The following is a 22,932-nucleotide window of genomic DNA, read 5'->3' on the forward strand; positions in this document are numbered from 1 at the left end:
TTACTATCTTTTTTTTGTAATAAAAAAGTTATTTTTCTGTAATTCGAACATGTCATGTTACCCCGCGAGCATAAAACGCGTGAAATCGCGCATCCGGCACAACAAGAGAGATAACCGATGATATCGTTACGACATACAGCTTTAGGACTGGCGCTGAGCCTGGCTTTTGCCGGTCAGGCCCTGGCGGTTACCACCATCCCGTTCTGGCACTCAATGGAAGGCGAACTGGGTAAAGAAGTGGATTCTCTGGCGCAACGCTTTAACGCGGCCAATCCTGATTACAAAATCGTTCCGGTATACAAGGGCAACTATGAACAGAGCCTGAGCGCCGGTATCGCCGCCTTCCGTACCGGCAACGCGCCGGCGATCCTGCAGGTGTATGAAGTGGGCAGCGCCACCATGATGGCGTCGAAAGCCATTAAGCCGGTCTACCAGGTGTTTAGCGAGGCGGGCATCAAGTTTGATGAATCGCAGTTTGTGCCGACGGTCGCCGGGTATTACACCGATTCGAAAACCGGCCATCTGCTCTCCCAGCCGTTTAACAGCTCCACCCCGGTGCTGTACTACAATAAAGACGCCTTCAAAAAAGCCGGTTTAGATCCAGAGCAGCCGCCGAAGACCTGGCAGGATCTGGCGGCCTACACCGCGAAGCTGAAAGCTGCCGGGATGAAGTGCGGCTACGCCAGCGGCTGGCAGGGCTGGATCCAGATCGAGAACTTCAGCGCCTGGCATGGTCTGCCGGTGGCGACGAAAAATAATGGCTTTGACGGCACCGACGCGGTTCTTGAGTTCAATAAGCCGGAGCAGGTGAAGCATATCGCGCTGCTCGAAGAGATGAACAAGAAGGGCGATTTCAGCTACTTCGGGCGTAAAGACGAGTCCACTGAAAAGTTCTATAACGGCGATTGTGCCATTACCACTGCCTCGTCCGGCTCGCTGGCCGATATCCGCCAGTACGCCAAATTTAACTACGGCGTCGGCATGATGCCTTACGATGCCGATGTGAAAGGCGCGCCGCAGAACGCTATCATTGGCGGGGCCAGCCTGTGGGTGATGCAGGGCAAAGACAAAGAGACCTACACCGGCGTGGCGAAGTTCCTCGACTTCCTGACCAAACCGGAAAACGCCGCCGAGTGGCACCAGAAAACCGGCTATCTGCCGATCACCACCGCGGCCTACGATCTGACCCGCCAGCAGGGCTTCTATGATAAGAACCCGGGCGCCGATATCGCCACCCGCCAGATGCTGAACAAGCCGCCGTTGCCGTTCACCAAAGGCCTGCGCCTGGGCAACATGCCGCAAATCCGCACCATCGTCGATGAAGAGCTGGAGAGCGTGTGGACCGGCAAGAAAACCCCGCAACAGGCGCTTGATTCCGCCGTTCAGCGTGGGAATCAGCTGCTGCGCCGCTTCGAACAAGCGACCAAATCGTAATCTGTAACTTGCCCGGTGGCGCTGCGCTTACCGGGCCTACGATGTGCCCTATGTAGGCCGGGTAAGGCGTAGCCGCCACCCGGCATTGTTCAGGAACCCAATCTCCATGTCATCATCCCGTCCGGTATTCCGCTCGCGCTGGCTGCCCTACGTGCTGGTCGCGCCGCAGCTGATTATCACGCTGATTTTCTTTATCTGGCCCGCGGGCGAAGCGCTGTGGTATTCGCTACAGAGCGTCGACCCGTTTGGCCTCTCCAGCCAGTTCGTCGGCCTGGATAACTTCGTTGCGCTGTTCCATGACCCGTACTATCTGGACTCATTTTGGACCACCATAAAATTCAGCGCCCTGGTGACCGTCAGCGGCCTGCTCATTTCGCTGTTTTTCGCCGCGCTGGTCGACTACGTGGTGCGCGGCAGCCGCTTTTATCAAACGCTGATGCTGCTGCCGTACGCCGTGGCCCCCGCCGTCGCGGCGGTGCTGTGGATCTTCCTCTTTAACCCCGGGCGCGGGCTGATCACTCACTTCCTTGGCGAGCTGGGCTACGACTGGAACCACGCGCAGAACAGCGGCCAGGCGATGTTCCTGGTGGTCTTTGCCTCGGTATGGAAGCAGATAAGTTACAACTTCCTGTTTTTCTTCGCCGCGCTGCAGTCGATCCCGCGTTCGCTGGTTGAGGCCGCTGCCATCGACGGCGCCGGACCAATCCGCCGCTTCTTCAAGCTGGCGCTGCCGCTGATTGCGCCGGTAAGTTTCTTCCTGCTGGTGGTCAACCTGGTTTACGCCTTCTTCGACACCTTCCCGGTGATCGATGCTGCCACCGCCGGCGGGCCGGTGCAGGCGACCACCACCCTGATTTACAAAATCTATCGCGAAGGTTTCGCCGGGCTCGATCTTTCCGCTTCCGCCGCGCAGTCGGTGGTGCTGATGTTCCTCGTCATTATCCTGACGGTGGTGCAGTTCCGTTACGTTGAAAGTAAGGTGCGTTACCAATGATTGAGAACCGTCGCGGGCTGACGATTTTCAGCCACACCATGCTGATTTTGGGCATCGCCGTCATTTTATTCCCGCTGTATGTTGCCTTCGTGGCGGCGACGCTGGATAACCAATCGGTGTTCGAAACGCCGATGACGCTGATCCCCGGCGGACATCTGCTGGAGAACATGAAGACCATCTGGGTGAACGGCGTCGGCGTCAACAGCGCGCCGTTCTGGCTGATGATGCTCAACAGCTTCATCATGGCGTTCGCCATTACGGTGGGCAAAATCGTGGTGTCGATGCTTTCGGCGTTCGCCATCGTATGGTTCCGCTTTCCGCTGCGTAACCTGTTCTTCTGGCTGATCTTTATCACCCTCATGCTGCCGGTCGAGGTGCGTATTTTCCCGACGGTGGAAGTGATCGCCAATCTCAACATGCTCGACAGCTATGCCGGGCTTACGCTGCCGCTAATGGCCTCGGCCACCGCCACCTTCCTGTTCCGCCAGTTCTTTATGACCCTGCCGGACGAGCTGATTGAAGCGGCGCGTATCGATGGCGCTTCGCCGATGCGCTTTTTTCGCGACATCGTGCTGCCGCTGTCGAAAACCAACCTCGCGGCGCTGTTCGTCATCACCTTTATCTACGGCTGGAACCAGTATCTGTGGCCGTTGCTGATTATTCAGGATGTGAATCTTGGCACCGCCGTCGCCGGCATCAAAGGCATGATCGCCACCGGCGAAGGCACTACCCAGTGGAATCAGGTGATGGCGGCGATGCTGCTGACCCTAATCCCGCCGGTTGTCATCGTTTTAGCCATGCAGCGCGCGTTTGTGCGCGGCCTGGTCGATAGTGAGAAATAAAATGGCTGGTTTAAAACTACAGGCAGTAAGCAAAAGCTGGGATGGCAAAACCCAGGTAATTCAACCGCTGACGCTGGACGTGGCGGACGGGGAGTTTATCGTCATGGTCGGCCCGTCGGGCTGCGGGAAATCCACGCTGCTGCGGATGGTTGCCGGACTGGAGCGGGTGACCAGCGGCGATATCTGGATCGACCGCAAGCGGGTGACCGAGATGGAGCCGAAGGATCGCGGCATCGCCATGGTGTTCCAGAACTATGCCCTTTACCCGCATATGAGCGTGGAAGAGAACATGGCGTGGGGGCTGAAGATCCGCGGCATGGGTAAGGGATTGATCGCCGAACGGGTGCAGGAGGCGGCGCGTATTCTTGAGCTGGACGGCCTGCTCAAGCGCCGCCCGCGCGAGCTCTCCGGCGGCCAGCGCCAGCGCGTGGCGATGGGCCGCGCCATCGTGCGCGACCCGGCGGTATTCCTCTTCGACGAACCGTTGTCAAACCTCGACGCCAAGCTGCGCGTGCAGATGCGTCTTGAGCTGCAGCAGCTGCATCGCCGCCTGAAAACCACCTCGCTGTACGTTACCCATGACCAGGTGGAGGCGATGACCCTCGCCCAGCGGGTGATGGTGATGAACAAAGGCGTTGCCGAGCAGATCGGCACCCCGGTCGACGTATATGAGAAACCGGCCAGCCGCTTTGTGGCGAGCTTTATCGGCAGCCCGGCCATGAACCTGCTGGAAGGGCGCATCAGCGATGACGGCGGTCGCTTTGAGCTGGCGGGCGGCATGCAGCTGCCGACGAATCATGAGCATCGGCGCCACGCCGGGCGTAAAATGACGCTCGGTATCCGCCCGGAGCATTTTATCTTAAGCTCGCAGGCGCAAGGCGGCATTCCGCTGCTGATGGACACCCTGGAAATTTTAGGTGCCGATAACCTCGCCCACGGGCGCTGGGGCGAACAGAAGCTGGTTGTCAGACTGCCGCACCAGCAGCGTCCGGCGGCAGGCAGCACGCTATGGCTGCATCTGCCTTTGGAACATCTGCACCTCTTTGATGGTGAAACAGGACAACGCGCATGAGTAACTGGCCTTATCCCCGTATCGTCGCCCATCGCGGCGGCGGTAAACTGGCGCCGGAGAACACCCTGGCGGCTATCGATGTTGGCGCCCGCTACGGGCACACGATGATTGAATTTGACACCAAGCTGTCAAAGGACGGGCAGATCTTTCTGCTGCATGACGATAATCTCGAACGCACCAGCAACGGCTGGGGCGTGGCGGGGGAGCTGCCATGGGACGATCTGCTGAAGGTCGATGCTGGCAGCTGGTTCAGCCGTGAATTTAAGGGCGAGCCGCTGCCGCTGCTCTCCCAGGTGGCGGAGCGCTGCCGCCGTCACGGCATGATGGCGAATATTGAAATTAAACCGACCACTGGCCTTGGGCCGCAGACCGGCAACGTGGTGGCCCTGGCGGCACGGGAGCTGTGGGCGGGAATGACCGCGCCGCTGCTGTCGTCGTTTGAAATCGATGCCCTGGAGGCGGCGCAGGAAGCCGCTCCCGAGCTGCCGCGCGGGCTGCTGCTGGATGAGTGGCGCGATGACTGGCGGGAGTTGACCACCCGGCTGGGCTGCGTCTCCATTCACCTCAACCACAAGCTGCTGGACGCCGGGCGTGTGGCAAGCCTGAAACAGGCCGGCCTGCATATCCTGGTGTATACCGTTAACAAACCCCAGCGCGCCGCCGAGCTGCTGCGCTGGGGCGTAGACTGCATCTGCACCGATGCCATTGACGTCATCGGGCCGGATTTCCAGCCTTAATATCCACTGCGCGGCGGCTGGCCTTTACGGGTTGGTCTGCCGCAGCATCCCTCCATTATTGTTCGGCAGTACCTGCTGCGGCGGATTGATATTCCCGCCCTGTGCGGCACGCTGCTGATTGGTCTGCAGCTGGTTTTGCAGATGCTGCTGCTGGGAGCGAGTCTGATTGTTCAGATTCTGCTTCAGCATGCTCTGCTGCTGCTGTTGCTGCACCTTCATCTCATTTTGCATGCGCTGCTGGCTGGGGACCACGTAACCCGGCTGATTGGGGTTGTTATCAATATTGATTGGCTGGGCTAAAACGCCGAGCGGCATCAGCGCCGCCAGAAATAACATCGCTTTCATGGTTTTCTCCTCCCGTGCGTGGGATCACTTAAGTGTACCTCGAATCCGCCATAACAATGATTTTTTAGGAGTTATCAACCAGGCTTAAGCGGGGAATGAAACCTACCTATCAGGAGTAAGACAATGATAAAAACAACAATCTGGCGTCAGGTGGTCATCGCTGCGTTGCTGGCGGGCGGGAGTTTTACCGTTGCCGCCAGTCCGCCACCGCCGCCGCCGGTCTCTTATGGCGTAGAGGAGGATGTGTTCCACCCGGTTCGCGCCCGACAGGGGATGGTGGCCTCGGTGGATGCCCTGGCCACCCGCGTCGGTGTGGACATTCTGCGCCAGGGCGGCAACGCCGTCGATGCGGCGGTGGCGGTCGGCTACGCGCTGGCGGTCACCCATCCGCAGGCCGGGAATATCGGCGGCGGCGGTTTTATGCTGCTGCGTACGAAAGACGGCAAGACCACGGCCATCGATTTCCGCGAAATGGCGCCGGAGCAGGCCACCCGCGACATGTTCCTTGACGATCAGGGTAACCCGGACAGTAAAAAATCGCTCACCTCGCATCTCGCCTCCGGCACGCCAGGCAGCGTCGCCGGTTTCTCTCTTGCCCTGGAAAAATACGGCACCATGCCGCTGAACAAAGTGATCCGCCCGGCGATTAAGCTGGCGGAAGAGGGCTTTATCGTTAACGATGCGTTGGCGGACGATCTGAAGACCTACGGCAGCGAAGTGATCCCGCAGCACGAAAACAGCAAAGCGATCTTCTGGAAGAACGGCGAGCCGCTAAAGAAGGGCGACCGGCTGGTACAGAAGAACCTGGGGAAAAGCCTCGAGCTGATTGCCGAGCACGGTCCGGATGCCTTCTATAAAGGCGCCATCGCCGACCAGATCGCTGAGGAGATGAAAAAGCACGGCGGGCTTATCACCAAAGCCGACCTCGCTAACTATAAGGCGGTGGAGCGCACGCCGATTAGCGGCGAATATCGCGGGTATGAGGTTTATTCCATGCCGCCGCCGTCTTCCGGCGGGATCCACATCGTGCAGATCCTCAATATCCTCGAAAACTTCGATCTGCAGAAATATGGCTTTGGCAGCGCCGACACCATGCAGGTGATGGCGGAGGCGGAGAAACACGCCTATGCCGACCGCTCTGAATATCTCGGCGATCCTGACTTCGTCAAAGTGCCGTGGCAGGCGCTGACCAGCAAAGCCTACGCCAAAGCGATCGCCGCTGAGATCGACGTCAATAAGGCGAAGCCTTCCAGCCAGATCCGCCCGGGCAAACTGGCGCCCTATGAAAGCAACCAGACCACCCATTTCTCGGTGGTGGATAAAGAGGGCAATGCGGTGGCGGTGACCTATACGCTGAATACCACCTTCGGTACCGGCATTGTGGCCGGCGACTCCGGCATTCTGCTGAATAACCAGATGGATGATTTCTCGGCGAAGCCCGGCGTGCCTAACGTCTATGGCCTGGTGGGCGGCGACGCCAATGCGGTGGAGCCGAAAAAACGCCCGCTGTCGTCGATGTCGCCGACCATTGTGGTGAAAGACGGCAAAACCTGGCTGGTGACGGGCAGTCCCGGGGGCAGCCGGATCATCACCACCGTACTGCAGATGGTGGTCAATACCATCGATTTCGGGATGAACGTCGCAGAAGCCACCAACGCCCCGCGTTTTCACCATCAATGGCTGCCGGATGAGCTGCGGGTGGAGAAAGGCTTTAGCCCGGATACCCTGAAGCTGCTGGAGGCGAAGGGGCAGAAAGTGGCGCTGAAAGAGGCGATGGGCAGTACCCAGAGCATTATGGTGGGGCCGGACGGGATGCTGTATGGTGCCTCCGATCCGCGTTCGCCGGATGATTTAACGGCGGGGTATTGATATGTTGCCCGGTGGCGCTGTTGCGCTTACCGGGCCAACCACGGCACGAACGTAGGCCGGGTAAGGCGAAGCCGCCACCCGGCAATAAGCTACTTCATTCTCGCCATATAATACGCATCCACATACTCACCGTTGCGCAGCGCGTAACGCTTGCCGGTGCCTTCGATCTCAAAACCGTGTTTTTTGTACGCCGCAATCGCTGGCTCGTTATCGGCGAACACCGTCAACTCGATGCGGTCAACGCGCAGCCAGTTATCGCACAGGTCGATCATCTCGCGCATCAGGGCGCTGCCGATACCGCGGCCCTGATGGCCTGCTGAAACCGCCATACCAAAGGTCGCAACGTGGCTGCGGCGAGGGCGCGGCTCGACATGGAGCGACAGATGCCCGGTAACCCGATCGTCCAGCGTCGCTACCAGATGGAAGGTATGGGGTTTGGGCTGTAGCTTCTCCTGCCAGGCTTCCATGGCGGGGTAAGGGATCTGTAGCGTGTCATGATAGACCTCCGGGTGCGCCATCAGCATACGTAAAGGTTCAGCATCGCGCGGTTCGGCATGGCGTATCACTATGTCACTCATTCCCTTATCCTCTTTTTGGTGGTTGATTCCCCTTCACCATCTCTGACGGCAGCCGGGGAGTCAATGTTGTTTTTTGCAAAAAAAGATAGACAAGTGCGAATGAGAATGATTATTATTGTCCTGCATTCAGGAAGACCCCTGCGGAAAGCCTGAAAGCACGACATTGCTCACATTGCTTCCAGTATTACTTTAGCCAGCCGGGTGCTGGCTTTTTTTTTGCTGCAATCTCAGGCGCTTTGCGGCCTGGCGGACGTCACGCCGTCTTCCGCAACCAGGCCGATGAGATGACTTTTGCTTTCCGCCGCGGCCAGCACCTCGGCGCTGCCGGTGAACAGGCCGCCCTTTTTAATCGCCAGCGAGCGATAGGTGAGGGTGCCATCCAAATTGCCATGCTCCTCAATGGTGATACTGTCGCCGCGACACTGGCCCTGCACCTTGCCGTCAATAATCAGCTCCCGGCAGCTGATGTTGCCCTCCACCTGGCCTTCACGCATCACCTTAATCAGATGTTCTTTAGCCTCAATGTTCCCGGTAAGCTGGCCGTGAATGTAGACATGGCCGCTGGCGACAATATTGCCAACGAAATGCACCCCGCTGGCGATGACCGTGGTCTCTTGTTTTTTACTGGCGACCGTTGGGGATTCTGGGTTATTTGCCGGAGGCGTGACCACTTCTGAAGTCTGGGGTTCCGTTTTATTTTTCTTAATAAACATTGGGTTAATCTTGTTCCGTTGGCTATGGAGGAGGAAGGCGACCAGCGCGCAGGCGGCCGCCAGGCGCGCCGGCACGATCGCATCGACAGACCAGGCGATCAGCGCGAGAAGCCAGAAAAAAAGGGCGCCGTTTAAGGCGAGATACTGTTTGTCCATCCGTAGCGGCTGGCTACTCCGTTAGTCATCAGCAACGTCCTGGTTTGCCCTCCACTTATCCGCAGTTTCGCCATTGAGATCAAGATATTTAACCGAAAAATGTCGATTTAATCTGTTGTTAATCAATGAGTTATTAATAATTACGTATGGATGGTACGAGACCTATTTTTTTGACGAATCTTCACGGAAAACGGACTGAGAGGATGAAGTCATGTCCCGGCTTGCGCTATGGTTGAAGGTAGCTCATTCACTAAGGACAGCGTTATGACTCTGCACTGCGCATTTATTGGCTTCGGCAAAAGCACCACCCGCTACCATCTTCCTTACGTATTACACCGCCAGGACCGCTGGCAGGTGGCGCACATCTACCGCCGTCGGGCGAAGCCCGAAGAGCAGGCGCCGCAGTATTCCCACATCCATTTCACCAGCGATCTCGATGAAGTATTAAACGACCCGCAGGTCAGGCTGGTGGTGGTCTGCACCCATGCCGACAGCCATTTTGAATATGCGAAAAAGGCGCTGGAGGCGGGGAAAAATGTGCTGGTGGAAAAGCCGTTCACCCCGACGCTGGAGGAAGCCAAAACCCTGTTTGCGCTGGCGAACAGCAAAGGCCTGACGGTGACGCCCTACCAGAACCGCCGCTTCGATTCCTGCTTCCTGACCACCAAGAAGGTGATTGAGAGCGGCAAGCTTGGCGAACTGGTGGAGATCGAAAGCCATTTTGACAACTACCGCCCGCTGGCGGAGACCAACCCTGGCGGTCCGCAAAACGGCGAGTTCTATGGCCTTGGCGTACATACCCTGGACCAGATTATTTCGCTGTTCGGCCGCCCGGACCATGTTGCTTACGATCTGCGCTCGCTGCGCAACAAAGCTAACCCGGACGATACCTTTGAGGCCCAGCTGTTCTACGGCGATCTGAAGGCTATCGTTAAGACCAGCCATCTGGTGCAGATCGACTACCCGAAATTCATCGTCCACGGCCATAAAGGCTCGTTTGTGAAATATGGTATCGACCAGCAGGAAACCAGTCTGAAAGCCAATATCATGCCGGGCGAGCCGGGCTTTGGCGCGGATGACAGCGTCGGCGAGCTGGTGTATGTCAACGACGCGGGGGAGACAGTGCGCGAAGCGGTCCCGCTGGAGAGCGGCGACTATGGCCGGGTATACGACGCGCTGTACGATACCCTCGTCAACGGCCAGCCAAATTACGTCAAGGAATCTGACGTTCTTACCAATATGGAGATCCTGCAGCGCGGCTTTGAGCAGCCATCACCGGCCACTATTACCCTGGTGAAATAAGCCCAATCGGCTCCTCTGCGCTTGTTCATATTTTTTGAACAGAGGAGTCAATTTTCACCCTCTATGATCGTTGGCGAAATGGGTCCACACTGACTCCATCGAAAACATATGGGGGTGCAACATGATCTACTTACGCAAAGCGAACGAACGTGGCCATGCTAACCATGGCTGGCTGGATTCCTGGCATACTTTCTCTTTCGCAAACTATTACGACCCGAACTTTATGGGCTTCTCCGCCCTGCGGGTGATTAACGATGATGTCATCGACGCCGGTCAGGGCTTCGGTACCCACCCGCACAAAGACATGGAGATCCTGACCTATGTGCTGGAAGGGGCGGTGGAGCACCAGGACAGCATGGGCAACAAAGAGCAGGTGCCGGCGGGCGAGTTTCAGATCATGAGCGCGGGTACCGGGGTGCGTCACTCTGAGTACAATCCGAGCAAAACCGATCGTCTGCGTCTGTACCAGATCTGGATTATTCCGGAAGAAACCGGCATTACCCCGCGCTACGAGCAGCGCCGCTTCGACGCCGCCCAGGGCAAACAGCTGGTGCTGTCGCCGGATGCGCGAGATGGCTCGCTGAAGGTGTACCAGGATATGGAACTGTATCGCTGGGCGCTGCTGAAAGATGAGCAGTCGGTTCACCAGATTGCTGCGGAACGCCGCGTCTGGATCCAGGTCGTCAAAGGCGAAGTGACCATCAACGGTACCAAAGCTACCACCAGCGATGGTCTGGCCATCTGGGATGAGCAGGCGATTTCGGTTCATGCCGACAGCGATAGCGAAATCCTGCTGTTCGATCTGCCGCCGGTTTGATAGTTATCTGAGGTAGTCTATACCCAAAATAATGCGAGTTGCAGGAAGGCGGCGACGCAGCGAATCCCCAGGAGCTTACATAAGTAAGTGACTGGGGTGAGCGAGGAAAGCCAACGCGCATGCAACTTGAACTATGATGGGTATAAATAAATTGCGCAACCTTCCCTAACATGAGGGAAGGTTGCGCTTTGTCCGTGATAAACTGAGAAAATGTTTCCCCGTTGATCACAGTCAGGACGATGAAAAAGAAAAGACCCGTACTTCAGGATGTAGCCGATCTTGTCGGCGTGACCAAAATGACGGTCAGTCGCTATTTACGCAACCCGGAGCAGGTCTCCGAAGCGCTGCGTGGCAAGATTGCCGTTGCTCTCGATGAACTGGGTTATATTCCCAATCGCGCCCCTGACATTCTCTCCAACGCCACCAGCCGCGCGATTGGCGTGCTGCTGCCATCGTTAACCAACCAGGTGTTCTCGGAAGTGCTGCGCGGTATTGAAAGCGTCACCGACGCCTTCGGCTATCAAACCATGCTGGCGCACTACGGCTACAAGCCGGAAATGGAAGAGAAACGCCTCGAATCAATGCTCTCCTGGAACATTGACGGCCTGATCCTCACCGAACGCACCCATACGCCCCGCACCCTGAAGATGATTGAAGTCGCCGGCATTCCGGTGGTGGAGCTGATGGACAGCCGGTCGCCATGCCTCGATATTGCGGTCGGGTTTGATAACTTTGAAGCTGCCCGGCAGATGACCGCGGCGATCATCGCCCGCGGCCACCGCCACGTCGCCTATCTGGGGGCGCGTCTTGATGAACGTACTATCATCAAACAGAAGGGGTACGAGCAGGCGATGCTCGACGCCGGCATGACGCCCTACAGCGTGATGGTGGAGCAGTCCTCGTCCTATTCATCCGGGATTGAGCTGATGCGCCAGGCGCGTCGCGAATACCCGCAGCTTGACGGCATCTTTTGCACCAACGATGACCTCGCGGTCGGCGCGGCCTTTGAGTGCCAGCGCCTGGGGCTGAAGATCCCCGATGATATGGCAATTGCCGGTTTCCACGGCCACGATATCGGCCAGGTGATGGAGCCGCGGCTGGCCAGCGTCCTGACTCCGCGTGAGCGGATGGGGCGCATCGGCGCCGAACGTCTGCTGGCGCGCATTCGTGGCGAAGCGATTACCCCTAAGATGTTAGATTTAGGTTTCACATTGTCACCGGGCGGATCAATTTAAACTGACAAGTTTGAAGTAGATCACACATATTCACATCTGGCACGAATGGATATTGCTTCTCCACAGGTCCGGCATGACAATGTTACCGATAACAGTTACCCGTAACAATTAACCGATATGCCGCCTTCGCGCTCAATGAGTCAGCCACGGCGCGGCGTACCTGTCCGGTGGGAGGATGCTTTGAGCACGACTAATCATGATCACCACGTCTACGTTCTGATGGGCGTTTCCGGCAGCGGAAAATCCGCTGTCGCCAGCGAAGTGGCGCATCAGCTGCATGCCGCGTTTCTCGACGGCGACTTTCTGCATCCGCGCAGCAATATCACCAAGATGGCTTCCGGTGAGCCGCTCAACGATGACGACCGTACCCCGTGGCTGCAGGCGTTAAATGACGCCGCGTTTGCCATGCAGCGTACCAATAAGGTGTCGCTGATCGTCTGCTCGGCGCTGAAGAAGAGCTATCGCGACATTCTGCGCAAGGGCAACCCGAACCTCTCCTTCATCTACCTGAAAGGCGACTTCGAGGTGATCGAAAACCGTCTGAAGGCGCGTAAAGGGCACTTCTTCAAAACCCAAATGTTGGTGACGCAGTTTGAAACGCTGCAGGAACCAGGCGCCGACGAGAGCGATGTGCTTATCGTCGATATCGACCAGCCGCTGGAAGGCGTGGTGGCCAGCACCATTGAGGTGATCAACAAAGGCAGTCACTAGTGAGTACTTTAACGCTTGTTTTAACAGCTGTCGGCTCGGTATTGCTGCTGCTGTTTTTAGTCATGAAGGCGCGGATGCACGCCTTCGTGGCTTTGATGGTGGTTTCTATTGGTGCAGGTCTCTTCTCCGGCATGCCGCTGGATAAAATCGCGGCGACGATGGAGAAGGGGATGGGCGGTACGCTGGGCTTCCTGGCGATCGTCGTCGCGCTGGGCGCGATGTTCGGTAAGATCCTGCATGAAACGGGGGCGGTCGATCAGATTGCCGTCAAGATGCTCAAATCCTTCGGCCACAATCGCGCGCACTATGCGATTGGTCTCGCCGGCCTCATCTGCGCGCTGCCGCTGTTTTTCGAAGTGGCGATCGTACTACTGATCAGCGTCGCCTTCTCGATGGCGCGCCATACCGGCACTAACCTCGTGAAGCTGGTGATCCCGCTGTTTGCCGGGGTGGCCGCCGCCGCAGCGTTCCTGCTGCCGGGACCGGCGCCGATGCTGCTGGCGTCGCAAATGCACGCCGACTTTGGCTGGATGATCCTGATTGGCCTGTGCGCGGCAATTCCGGGGATGATTATCGCCGGGCCGCTGTGGGGCAACTTCATCAGCCGCTACGTTGAGCTGCATATTCCTGACGACGTGACCGAGCCGCATCTCGGCGAAGGCAAAATGCCCTCCTTCGGCTTCAGCCTGTCGCTGATCCTGCTACCGCTGGTGCTGGTAGGCCTGAAAACCATCGCCGCGCGCTTTGTGCCGGTGGGGTCTACCGCTTACGAATGGTTCGAATTTATCGGTCACCCGTTCACCGCGATCCTGGTGGCCTGCCTGGTGGCGATCTACGGCCTGGCGGTACGTCAGGGGATGGCGAAAGACCGGGTAATGGAGATCTGCGGCCATGCGCTGCAGCCGGCGGGAATTATCCTGCTGGTGATCGGGGCTGGCGGCGTCTTCAAGCAGGTGCTGGTTGACTCCGGCGTCGGCCCGGCGCTTGGTGAAGCGCTGACCGGCATGGGGCTGCCGATCGCCATTACCTGCTTCGTGCTGGCGGCGGCGGTGCGTATCATCCAGGGATCTGCCACCGTGGCGTGCCTGACGGCTGTCGGCCTGGTGATGCCGGTGATTGAGCAGCTGAACTACAGCGGCGCGCAGATGGCGGCATTATCTATCTGTATCGCCGGAGGCTCGATTGTGGTGAGCCACGTGAACGACGCCGGCTTCTGGTTGTTCGGTAAATTTACCGGCGCCACCGAAGCCCAGACGCTGAAAACCTGGACGATGATGGAAACCATCCTCGGCACCACCGGGGCGATTGTCGGCATGATTGCCTTCCAGCTTCTGAGCTAAGTCTGTTCGTCACCCGCTCGCGGGAGGCCAAAAGCCAGGGTAACGCCGTTTACCCTGGCTTCCCGGCAATAAGCCGCGCTTTTTCCCTCTTTTCTCTTCCGGCTCCTCGCCCTTATTAGCGCTACGACGATACTCGTATCCTTCGGCAAGCCTTGCTGCACCTGGGTTTGTTGCTTCTTTTTGGCAAGGGGAAAATCAGCCGATTTCGTGCTTAATCCATAATCAGGATCAATAAAATCGCAACGGAAAATGTTCCATTCCCTGGGTGATTTCCCCGATAATCATTGCGCTTTTGACGACTACCAGCGACGGTGGACAATGCGCAGGATAAGTTGCTTTTCTGATTGTTCAGCAATCATTGATTAATTTCACTTGCGACTTTAGCTGCATTTTGTAAGGTGAGGGATAATCCAGTTGGAAACTGGTCAGGCACAAACAGCACACACCTCGCAGGAATACGTTATGAAAAATGTTGGTTTTATCGGCTGGCGCGGAATGGTCGGCTCTGTTCTCATGCAACGCATGGTTGAAGAGCGCGATTTCGACGCCATTCGCCCGGTGTTCTTCTCTACCTCCCAGCTGGGACAGCCAGCGCCGTCATTCGGCGGTAGCACCGGTGGCACGCTTCAGGATGCGTTCGATCTGGACGCGCTGAAGGCACTGGACATTATTGTCACGTGCCAGGGCGGCGATTACACCAACGAGATTTACCCGAAGCTGCGCGAAAGCGGCTGGCAGGGTTACTGGATTGACGCGGCCTCTTCGCTGCGCATGAAGGACGATGCGATCATTATCCTCGACCCGGTTAACCAGGACGTGATCACCGCCGGCCTGAACAACGGCGTAAAAACCTTTGTCGGTGGCAACTGTACCGTCAGCCTGATGCTGATGTCCCTCGGCGGCCTGTTTGCCCAGGATCTGGTGGAGTGGGTCAGCGTGGCGACATACCAGGCGGCCTCCGGCGGCGGCGCGCGTCATATGCGCGAACTGCTGAGCCAGATGGGCCAGCTGCACAACCACGTCGCGACAGAGCTGGCGGACCCGGCTTCCGCCATTCTGGATATCGAGCGCAAAGTGACGTCGCTGACCCGCAGCGGCGAGCTGCCGGTGGATAACTTCGGCGTTCCGCTGGCGGGCAGCCTGATCCCGTGGATCGACAAACAACTGGATAACGGCCAGAGCCGCGAAGAGTGGAAAGGCCAGGCGGAGACCAACAAGATCCTCGCCACCTCGTCCGTTATCCCTGTAGACGGCCTGTGCGTCCGCGTTGGCGCGCTGCGCTGCCACAGCCAGGCGTTCACCATCAAGCTGAAAAAAGATGTCTCTATCCCGACCGTTGAGGAGCTACTGGCCGCGCACAACCCGTGGGCCAAAGTGGTACCGAACGATCGCGACATTACCATGCGCGAGCTGACCCCAGCCGCGGTGACTGGCACCCTGACCACCCCTGTCGGACGCCTGCGTAAACTGAATATGGGACCGGAATACCTGTCGGCCTTTACCGTTGGCGACCAGCTGCTGTGGGGCGCCGCCGAGCCGCTGCGCCGGATGCTTCGCCAGCTGGCGTAAGCGCAGGATGAACAGAAAGGGGGTCTTCGAGCCCCCTTTTTTTTTGCGTAATACAAGGAGTAAACGCGGATGTTAGATTTTTCCCCACGGAGGTAACTCAGCCTTGGCTATGCTTTAAGTAAGGAATTCCTTACCTGAAGGTGGGACGGAGCAGAAGGATGCAAAAAGCGCTGCGCCGTTCAGGTCAAAAAAGTCGCCAGTTACAGGAATGAGCGACACTTACAACAGGATGAAAGCATGTCTAATCATATCGATAGAGACGTGATTAATGCGCTAATCGCCGGTCATTTCGCGGACCCTTTTTCCGTGCTCGGCATGCACCGTACCGACGCCGGGCTGGAAGTGCGCGCATTATTACCCGATGCCACCGATGTGTGGGTTATTGAACCAAAAACCGGACGCAAAGTCGGCAAGCTCGAATGCCTCGACTCGCGTGGTTTTTTCAGCGGCGTTCTGCCGCGGCGTAAAAACGCCTTTCGCTATCAGCTGGCCGTCACCTGGCACGGACAGCAGAATCTGATTGATGACCCTTATCGCTTTGGTCCGCTGCTGCAGGATCTTGACGTCTGGCTGCTGTCGGAAGGGACCCACCTGCGCCCTTACGAAACGCTGGGCGCGCATGCCGCCACCATGGATGGCGTTACCGGCACCCGTTTCTCGGTGTGGGCGCCGAACGCCCGCCGCGTCTCGGTGGTGGGGCAGTTTAACTACTGGGACGGCCGACGCCACCCGATGCGATTCCGCAAAGAGTCCGGGATCTGGGAGCTGTTCGTTCCCGGCGCGCACAATGGCCAGCTGTATAAATTCGAACTGATTGACGCCCACGGCCACCTGCGGGTCAAAGCCGATCCTTATGCCTTTGAGTCGCAAATGCGTCCGGAAAGCGCCTCGCTTATCTGCGACTTGCCGCCCAAAGTGGAACAGCCGGCGGACCGCAGAGCGGCGAACCAGTTTGATGCCCCGATCTCTATCTATGAAGTGCATCTCGGCTCCTGGCGCCGCCATACCGACAATAATTTCTGGCTGAGCTACCGCGAGCTGGCCGACCAGCTGGTCCCCTACGCGAAATGGATGGGCTTCACCCATCTCGAGCTGCTGCCGGTTAACGAACACCCGTTCGACGGCAGCTGGGGCTATCAACCTACCGGCCTCTATGCACCGACCCGCCGTTTCGGCACTCGTGACGATTTCCGTTACTTTATCAACGCCGCGCACGCCGCCGGGCTGAACGTCATTCTTGACTGGGTGCCCGGCCACTTTCCGGCGGATGATTTTGCCCTTGCCTCGTTTGACGGCACTTCGCTGTATGAGCACAGCGATCCGCGCGAGGGATATCACCAGGACTGGAATACCCTGATCTACAACTACGGACGTCGGGAAGTCAGCAACTACCTGGTGGGTAACGCGCTGTACTGGATCGAACGCTTCGGCATCGATGCGCTGCGCGTCGACGCGGTGGCCTCGATGATCTATCGCGACTACAGCCGCAAGGCGGGGGAGTGGATCCCTAACGAATACGGCGGCCGGGAAAATCTGGAAGCCATTGAGTTTCTGCGCAACACCAACCGCATCCTTGGCGAACAGACGCCGGGCGCGGTCACCATGGCGGAAGAGTCCACCGATTTCGCCGGGGTAACCCGTCCGCCAGCCGGCGGCGGCCTCGGTTTCTGGTTCAAATGGAACCTCGGCTGGATGCATGACACCCTGGATTACATGAAGCTCGATCCGGTGCATCGCCGCTACCATCACGACAAAATGACCTTCGGCATGCTCTACAACTACACCGAGAACTTTGTGCTGCCGCTCTCCCACGATGAAGTGGTGCACGGCAAAAAATCGATTCTCGACCGCATGCCGGGGGATGCCTGGCAGAAGTTCGCTAACCTGCGCGCCTACTACGGCTGGCTGTTCGCCTTCCCGGGGAAAAAGCTGCTGTTTATGGGCAATGAGTTCGCTCAGGGCCGCGAGTGGAACCACGACGGCAGCCTCGACTGGCATCTGCTGGAGGGCGGCGACAACTGGCACCACGGCGTTCAGCGGCTGGTGCGCGACCTGAACCATACCTATCGCCACCATAAGGCGCTGCACGAGCTGGATTTCGACCCGTACGGCTTCGAATGGCTGGTGGTCGACGACCATGAGCGCTCGGTGTTTGTCTTTGTGCGCCGCGACCGGGCCGGGAACGAGATTATCGTCGCCAGCAACTTCACGCCGGTACCGCGCCATGACTACCGCTTCGGCATCAACCAGCCGGGCCGCTGGCGCGAGGCGTTGAATACCGACTCAATGCACTATCACGGCAGCAACCAGGGCAACGGCGGCGTGGTGGAAAGCGATGCTATCCCCAGCCACGGTCGCGAACATTCGCTGTCCCTGACCCTGCCGCCGCTGGCGACGATCTGGCTGGTCCGGGAGGCGCAATGACCAACCTCGCGGCAGGCAAACCTGCGCCGTTGGGCGCCAGCTATGACGGCAAAGGGGTGAACTTCGCCCTCTTCTCCGCCCACGCGGAGCGGGTGGAGCTGTGCGTGTTCGACGAGCAGGGCAACGAGCAACGCTTCGATCTCCCGGCGCGCAGCGGCGACATCTGGCACGGCTGGCTGGCTGCCGTCGGGCCGGGCCTGCGTTACGGCTACCGGGTGCATGGTCCCTGGGATCCGGCGCAGGGACACCGCTTTAACCCGGCCAAGCTGCTGCTCGATCCCTGCGCGCACCGGGTGGAAGGCGAGCTGCCGGACGACGAACGCCTGCACGGCGGAATGTGGCAGCCGGATCATCGCGACAGCGCCGCGATAGCGCCAAAATCGCAGGTCGTGGATCTGCATTACGACTGGCTGGGCGATCAACCGCCGCGTACCCCGTGGGGGGAAACGGTGATTTATGAAGCGCACGTGAAAGGGCTCACCCTGCTTAATCCGCAGCTGCCGGAAGCCATTCGCGGAACTTATAAGGCGCTGGGCCACCCGGTAATGATCGCTTACTTCAAATCGCTGGGCATTAGCGCCCTTGAGCTGTTGCCGGTGGCGCAGTTCGCCAGCGAGCCGCGACTGCAGCGGATGGGGTTGAGCAACTACTGGGGCTACAACCCGCTGGCATGGTTCGCGCTGGATCCGCGCTATGCCAGCGACCCGACGCGCGCCCTGGATGAGTTTCGCGATGCGGTTAAGGCGCTGCACGCCGCCGGTATCGAAGTGATACTGGATATCGTGCTCAACCATAGCGCGGAAATCGATCTTGAAGGTCCCACCGTCTCCCTGCGCGGAATCGACAACCGTAGCTATTATTGGGTAAGGGAAGATGGTGATTATCACAACTGGACCGGGTGCGGGAATACGCTCAATCTCAGCCACCCGGGGGTAGTGGAACTGGCGCGCCAGTGTTTGCGCTTCTGGGTGGATGAGTGCCATGTCGACGGTTTTCGCTTCGATCTCGCCTCAGTGATGGGGCGGACACCGGAATTCCGCCAGGATGCGCCACTGTTCGAGGCTATCCGCCACGACAGCGTGCTGTCGCAGGTGAAACTGATCGCCGAACCCTGGGATATCGGCCCGGGGGGCTACCAGGTGGGCAATTTTCCCCCGCTGTTCGCCGAGTGGAACGACCATTTTCGCGATAGCGCCCGCCGCTTCTGGCTGCAGCAAAACGTCTCCCTGGGGGATTTCGCGCAACGCTTCGCGGCCTCCAGCGATCTCTTTGCCCGTGATGGCAAGCCGCCATCGGCGACGGTCAACCTGGTGACGGCCCACGATGGCTTCACGCTGCGCGACTGCGTTTGTTTCAATCAGAAACACAATGAGGCAAACGGGGAGGAGAATCGCGATGGGACTAACAATAACTACAGCAACAATCATGGTATAGAAGGATTAGAAGCTAATTTTGCGGTGATTGAACGGCGACGCGCCAGCGTGCATGCGCTGCTGACGACGCTGCTGCTGGCTCAGGGGACGCCGATGCTGCTGGCGGGCGATGAGCAAGGCCACAGCCAGCACGGCAACAATAATGCTTACTGCCAGGACAATGCCCTGACGTGGCTGGACTGGCGCCAGGCGAACCCGGGATTAACCGCCTTTACCGCGGCGCTGATCCACCTGCGCCGGCGCATTCCGGCGCTCACCCGCAACCGCTGGTGGCAGGAGGGGGATGGTAGCGTCCGTTGGCTTAATCGCAATGCCCAGCCGCTGACTGCCGGGGAGTGGCAGCAGGGGGCAGCGTGTATGCAAATCCAGTTGTCGGATCGCTGGCTGCTCACGCTGAACGCCACCGCAGAGGTGGTCGATATGGTTTTACCCGAGGGGGAATGGCGCGCCGTTCCTCCATTCGCCGGAGAGGATAATCCGGTCATCATGGCTGTCTGGCATGGGCCCGCGCACGGAGTGTGCGTATTTCAAAGGTCGTAAGCCCTGAAGCTTCCGGTAAACCCGTGGCGGCGGCGCGGCGGGATGAGCAGGAAAGCGGGGGTGTAAAAAGGAGTTAATCATGGTTAGGCTTGAAAAAAACGATCCGCTGATGCTGGCGCGTCAATTACCCATCAAATCCGTGGCGTTGATCCTCGCGGGCGGCCGTGGCACCCGGCTTAAGGATCTCACCATTAAGCGTGCGAAACCTGCCGTTCACTTCGGCGGCAAGTTCCGTATTATCGATTTCGCATTATCTAACTGCATTAACTCAGGGATCCGCCGCATCGGCGTTATTACCCAGTATCAGTCGCATACGCTGGTGCAGCACATCCAGCGCGGCTGGTCTTTCTTCAGCGAAGAGATGAACGAGTTTGTCGATCTGCTGCCGGCTCAACAGCGCGTACACGGCGAAAACTGGTATCGCGGCACGGCGGATGCGGTGACGCAGAACCTGGATATCATCAGCCGCTACAAGGCCGAGTACGTGGTGATCCTCGCGGGCGACCATATTTATAAGCAGGACTACTCGCGCATGCTGATCGACCATGTCGAAAAAGGGGCGCGTTGCACCGTGGCCTGCATGCCGGTGCCCATTGAAGAGGCATCCGCCTTCGGCGTCATGGCGGTCGACGAAAACGAAAAGATCATTGAGTTTGTCGAGAAACCCGCCAACCCGCCGGCGATGCCGACCGACCCGACCAAATCGCTGGCCAGCATGGGCATTTATGTCTTTGACGCCGCCTATCTTTATGAGCTGCTGGAAGAAGACGATCGCAACGAGAACTCCAGCCATGATTTCGGCAAAGACATCATTCCGAAGATCACTGAAGCTGGCATGGCTTATGCACATCCTTTCCCGCTCTCCTGCGTGCAGTCCGACCCGAACGCCGAGCCGTACTGGCGCGACGTGGGGACGCTGGAAGCCTACTGGAAGGCCAACCTCGATCTGGCGTCAGTCACGCCGGAGCTGGATATGTACGACCAGAACTGGCCGATCCGTACCCATATGGAATCGCTGCCGCCGGCGAAGTTCGTGCAGGACCGCTCCGGTAGCCACGGCATGACCCTGAACTCGCTGGTTTCCGGGGGGTGCATTATCTCCGGGTCGGTGGTGGTGCAGTCGGTGCTGTTCCCGCGCGTGCGGGTGAACTCATTCTGTAACATTGATTCGGCAGTCTTGTTGCCAGATGTCTGGGTGGGGCGCTCATGCCGCCTGCGTCGCTGCGTGATTGACCGCGCCTGCGTCATCCCGGAAGGTATGGTGATTGGTGAGAACGCGGAAGAGGATGCACGCCGCTTCTATCGCTCAGAGGAAGGTATCGTGCTGGTGACCCGCGACATGCTGCGGAAATTGGGGCACAAACAGGAGCGCTAATGCAGGTCTTACATGTATGTTCTGAGATGTTCCCGCTGTTAAAGACGGGCGGTCTGGCGGACGTCATCGGCGCGCTGCCGGCGGCGCAAATCGCGGAGGGTATCGATACGCGTGTGCTGTTGCCGGCGTTTCCTGATATCCGCCGCGGCGTGGTGGATGCCCAGGTGGTGACCCGCCGGGATACGTTCGCCGGGCGGATCACGCTGCTGTACGGCCACTTTAACGGCGTGGGGATCTATCTGATAGACGCCCCGCATCTCTATGACCGGCCGGGGAGCCCTTACCACGATACCAACCAGCACGCTTATACCGACAACGTTCTGCGCTTTGCGCTACTGGGCTGGGTGGGAAGCGAAATGGCCAGCGGACTGGATCCATTCTGGCGACCGGATGTGGTCCATGCCCACGACTGGCACGCCGGCCTGACGCCGGCCTACCTGGCGGCGCGCGGCCGCCCGGCTAAATCGGTCTTTACCGTGCATAACCTGGCGTACCAGGGGATGTTTTACTCCTGGCATATGAATGATATCGAACTGCCGTGGTCGTTTTACAACATGCATGGCCTCGAGTTTAACGGCCAGATCTCGTTTCTGAAGGCCGGTCTTTACTACGCCGATCATATTACGGCGGTGAGCCCGACCTACGCGCGCGAGATCACCGAGCCGCAGTACGCCTACGGCATGGAGGGGCTGCTGCGTCAGCGCCATCATGAAGGACGGCTGTCGGGAATTCTCAACGGCGTTGACGACGGTATCTGGAGCCCGCAAAACGACCTCCTGCTGCCGATGCGCTACGATCGCGACACGCTGGAGGAGAAGGCGGAGAACAAGCGTCAGCTGCAGATCGCCATGGGCCTGAAGGTCGATGATAAAGCGCCGCTGTTTGCTGTCGTCAGCCGTCTCACCAGCCAGAAAGGGCTGGATCTGGTGCTCGAAGCGCTGCCGGGCCTGCTTGAGCAGGGCGGCCAGCTGGCGCTGCTGGGCGCCGGCGATCCGGTGCTGCAGGAAGGGTTCCTCGCCGCCGCCGCCGAACATCCAGGCAAAGTGGGCGTGCAGATTGGCTACCATGAGGCCTTCTCCCACCGCATTATGGGGGGCGCCGACGTCATTCTGGTCCCGAGCCGCTTTGAACCCTGCGGCCTGACCCAGCTGTACGGTCTGAAGTACGGTACGCTGCCGCTGGTGCGCCGCACCGGCGGTCTGGCGGACACGGTCTCAGACAGTTCGCTGGAGAACCTTGCCGATGGTCTGGCGACAGGTTTTGTCTTTGAGGACAGCAATGCGCTGTCATTGCTGCGCGCTATTCGTCGCGCCTTTGTCCTCTGGTCGCGCCCATCGCTCTGGCGCTATGTGCAGCGTCAGGCGATGAATATGGATTTTAGCTGGCAGGTTGCCGCGAACTCCTATCGCGAACTTTATCAACGCTTGATGTAACCACTGGAGTCAT

Annotated in this window: 19 protein-coding genes and 1 pseudogene; 16 read left to right on the forward strand and 4 right to left on the reverse strand. The window is 58.7% G+C overall.

Annotated elements, in window-relative coordinates; genetic code table 11:
• Window positions 1-117: 117 nt before the first annotated feature.
• From ugpB to ugpQ, 5 genes are all read left to right on the forward strand, one after another.
• Window positions 118-1,434 carry a sn-glycerol-3-phosphate ABC transporter substrate-binding protein UgpB gene (ugpB, locus tag KHQ24_RS01220; protein WP_211777095.1) on the forward strand — a complete coding sequence of 439 codons (1,317 nt, stop codon included), beginning with the start codon at window positions 118-120 and terminating at the stop codon, window positions 1,432-1,434.
• 106 nt (window positions 1,435-1,540) lie between these two features.
• Window positions 1,541-2,428 (forward strand): sn-glycerol-3-phosphate ABC transporter permease UgpA, encoded by an 888-nt coding sequence (ugpA, locus tag KHQ24_RS01225; RefSeq protein ID WP_002920792.1) that lies wholly within the window; start codon window positions 1,541-1,543, stop codon window positions 2,426-2,428.
• Window positions 2,425-3,270, forward strand: coding sequence for a sn-glycerol-3-phosphate ABC transporter permease UgpE (ugpE, locus tag KHQ24_RS01230; protein ID WP_004202115.1), 846 nt, complete (start codon window positions 2,425-2,427; stop codon window positions 3,268-3,270). The genes ugpA and ugpE overlap by 4 nt, the downstream gene beginning before the upstream one ends.
• A gap of 1 nt (window position 3,271) precedes the next feature.
• Window positions 3,272-4,342 (forward strand): sn-glycerol-3-phosphate import ATP-binding protein UgpC, encoded by a 1,071-nt coding sequence (locus KHQ24_RS01235; protein ID WP_064151020.1) that lies wholly within the window; start codon window positions 3,272-3,274, stop codon window positions 4,340-4,342.
• Window positions 4,339-5,079 (forward strand): glycerophosphodiester phosphodiesterase, encoded by a 741-nt coding sequence (gene ugpQ / locus KHQ24_RS01240; protein ID WP_108433216.1) that lies wholly within the window; start codon window positions 4,339-4,341, stop codon window positions 5,077-5,079. Before KHQ24_RS01235 ends, ugpQ begins: the two co-directional genes overlap by 4 nt.
• 24 nt (window positions 5,080-5,103) lie before the next feature.
• On the opposite strand, the gene KHQ24_RS01245 is transcribed toward ugpQ, so the two are convergent.
• The gene (locus KHQ24_RS01245; RefSeq protein WP_004202118.1) at window positions 5,104-5,424 is read right to left on the reverse strand and encodes a DUF2756 family protein; all 321 of its coding nucleotides are present in this window, start codon (window positions 5,422-5,424) and stop codon (window positions 5,104-5,106) included.
• Window positions 5,425-5,547: 123 nt separating this feature from the next.
• Between KHQ24_RS01245 and ggt the strand changes: the two genes are divergently transcribed.
• Window positions 5,548-7,293: a gamma-glutamyltransferase gene (gene ggt, locus KHQ24_RS01250; protein ID WP_023319264.1), complete on the forward strand. Its 1,746-nt coding sequence runs from the start codon at window positions 5,548-5,550 to the stop codon at window positions 7,291-7,293.
• A gap of 89 nt (window positions 7,294-7,382) precedes the next feature.
• Here the strand turns inward: ggt and yhhY are convergent, their stop codons facing one another.
• Together yhhY and KHQ24_RS01260 are read right to left on the reverse strand one after the other, a co-directional pair.
• On the reverse strand, window positions 7,383-7,859 hold the full coding sequence (gene yhhY / locus KHQ24_RS01255; protein ID WP_074195325.1) for an N-acetyltransferase: 477 nt from the start codon (window positions 7,857-7,859) through the stop codon (window positions 7,383-7,385).
• Between the two features lie 239 nt (window positions 7,860-8,098).
• Window positions 8,099-8,740, reverse strand: a complete 642-nt coding sequence (locus KHQ24_RS01260) for a bactofilin family protein (RefSeq protein WP_069603521.1) — start codon at window positions 8,738-8,740, stop codon at window positions 8,099-8,101.
• Window positions 8,741-9,004: 264 nt separating this feature from the next.
• Here KHQ24_RS01260 and KHQ24_RS01265 point away from each other — a divergent pair, with 264 nt between their 5' ends.
• The 5 genes from KHQ24_RS01265 to gntU all read left to right on the forward strand — a co-directional run bounded on the left by KHQ24_RS01265 (window position 9,005) and on the right by gntU (window position 14,145).
• Window positions 9,005-10,042, forward strand: coding sequence for an oxidoreductase (locus KHQ24_RS01265; protein ID WP_049004487.1), 1,038 nt, complete (start codon window positions 9,005-9,007; stop codon window positions 10,040-10,042).
• Window positions 10,043-10,163: 121 nt separating this feature from the next.
• The gene (locus KHQ24_RS01270; protein ID WP_002920779.1) at window positions 10,164-10,859 is read left to right on the forward strand and encodes a pirin family protein; all 696 of its coding nucleotides are present in this window, start codon (window positions 10,164-10,166) and stop codon (window positions 10,857-10,859) included.
• A 239-nt stretch (window positions 10,860-11,098) separates the two neighbouring features.
• The gene (gene gntR, locus KHQ24_RS01275) at window positions 11,099-12,094 is read left to right on the forward strand and encodes a gluconate operon transcriptional repressor GntR (protein WP_002920777.1); all 996 of its coding nucleotides are present in this window, start codon (window positions 11,099-11,101) and stop codon (window positions 12,092-12,094) included.
• 180 nt (window positions 12,095-12,274) lie between these two features.
• The gene (gene gntK, locus KHQ24_RS01280; protein WP_004202126.1) at window positions 12,275-12,805 is read left to right on the forward strand and encodes a gluconokinase; all 531 of its coding nucleotides are present in this window, start codon (window positions 12,275-12,277) and stop codon (window positions 12,803-12,805) included.
• Window positions 12,805-14,145 (forward strand): gluconate transporter, encoded by a 1,341-nt coding sequence (gene gntU / locus KHQ24_RS01285; protein ID WP_004202127.1) that lies wholly within the window; start codon window positions 12,805-12,807, stop codon window positions 14,143-14,145. The genes gntK and gntU overlap by 1 nt, the downstream gene beginning before the upstream one ends.
• Here the strand turns inward: gntU and KHQ24_RS01290 are convergent.
• Window positions 14,142-14,504 (reverse strand): annotated as a pseudogene (locus KHQ24_RS01290) (hypothetical protein). The gene gntU and the pseudogene KHQ24_RS01290 sit on opposite strands and share 4 nt — an antisense overlap.
• Before the next feature lie 103 nt (window positions 14,505-14,607).
• On the opposite strand from KHQ24_RS01290, the gene asd reads away from it, so the two are divergent.
• The 5 genes from asd (at window position 14,608) to glgA (ending at window position 22,919) form a co-directional block, all read left to right on the forward strand.
• Entirely contained in the window at window positions 14,608-15,714 is a 1,107-nt protein-coding gene (asd, locus tag KHQ24_RS01295) for an aspartate-semialdehyde dehydrogenase (RefSeq protein WP_049093784.1), read from the forward strand.
• 237 nt (window positions 15,715-15,951) lie between these two features.
• Window positions 15,952-18,138 (forward strand): 1,4-alpha-glucan branching enzyme, encoded by a 2,187-nt coding sequence (gene glgB, locus KHQ24_RS01300; RefSeq protein ID WP_017899970.1) that lies wholly within the window; start codon window positions 15,952-15,954, stop codon window positions 18,136-18,138.
• The gene (gene glgX, locus KHQ24_RS01305) at window positions 18,135-20,111 is read left to right on the forward strand and encodes a glycogen debranching protein GlgX (RefSeq protein WP_023319259.1); all 1,977 of its coding nucleotides are present in this window, start codon (window positions 18,135-18,137) and stop codon (window positions 20,109-20,111) included. Before glgB ends, glgX begins: the two co-directional genes overlap by 4 nt.
• A gap of 79 nt (window positions 20,112-20,190) precedes the next feature.
• Complete coding sequence (gene glgC, locus KHQ24_RS01310) at window positions 20,191-21,486, forward strand: glucose-1-phosphate adenylyltransferase (RefSeq protein ID WP_002920566.1); 1,296 nt, start codon at window positions 20,191-20,193, stop codon at window positions 21,484-21,486.
• Window positions 21,486-22,919 (forward strand): glycogen synthase GlgA, encoded by a 1,434-nt coding sequence (gene glgA / locus KHQ24_RS01315; RefSeq protein ID WP_004202133.1) that lies wholly within the window; start codon window positions 21,486-21,488, stop codon window positions 22,917-22,919. The genes glgC and glgA overlap by 1 nt, the downstream gene beginning before the upstream one ends.
• Window positions 22,920-22,932 lie beyond the last annotated feature (13 nt).

It is taken from the genome of Klebsiella sp. 54, assembly GCF_018223875.1.
Lineage (GTDB): Bacteria > Pseudomonadota > Gammaproteobacteria > Enterobacterales > Enterobacteriaceae > Klebsiella > Klebsiella quasipneumoniae.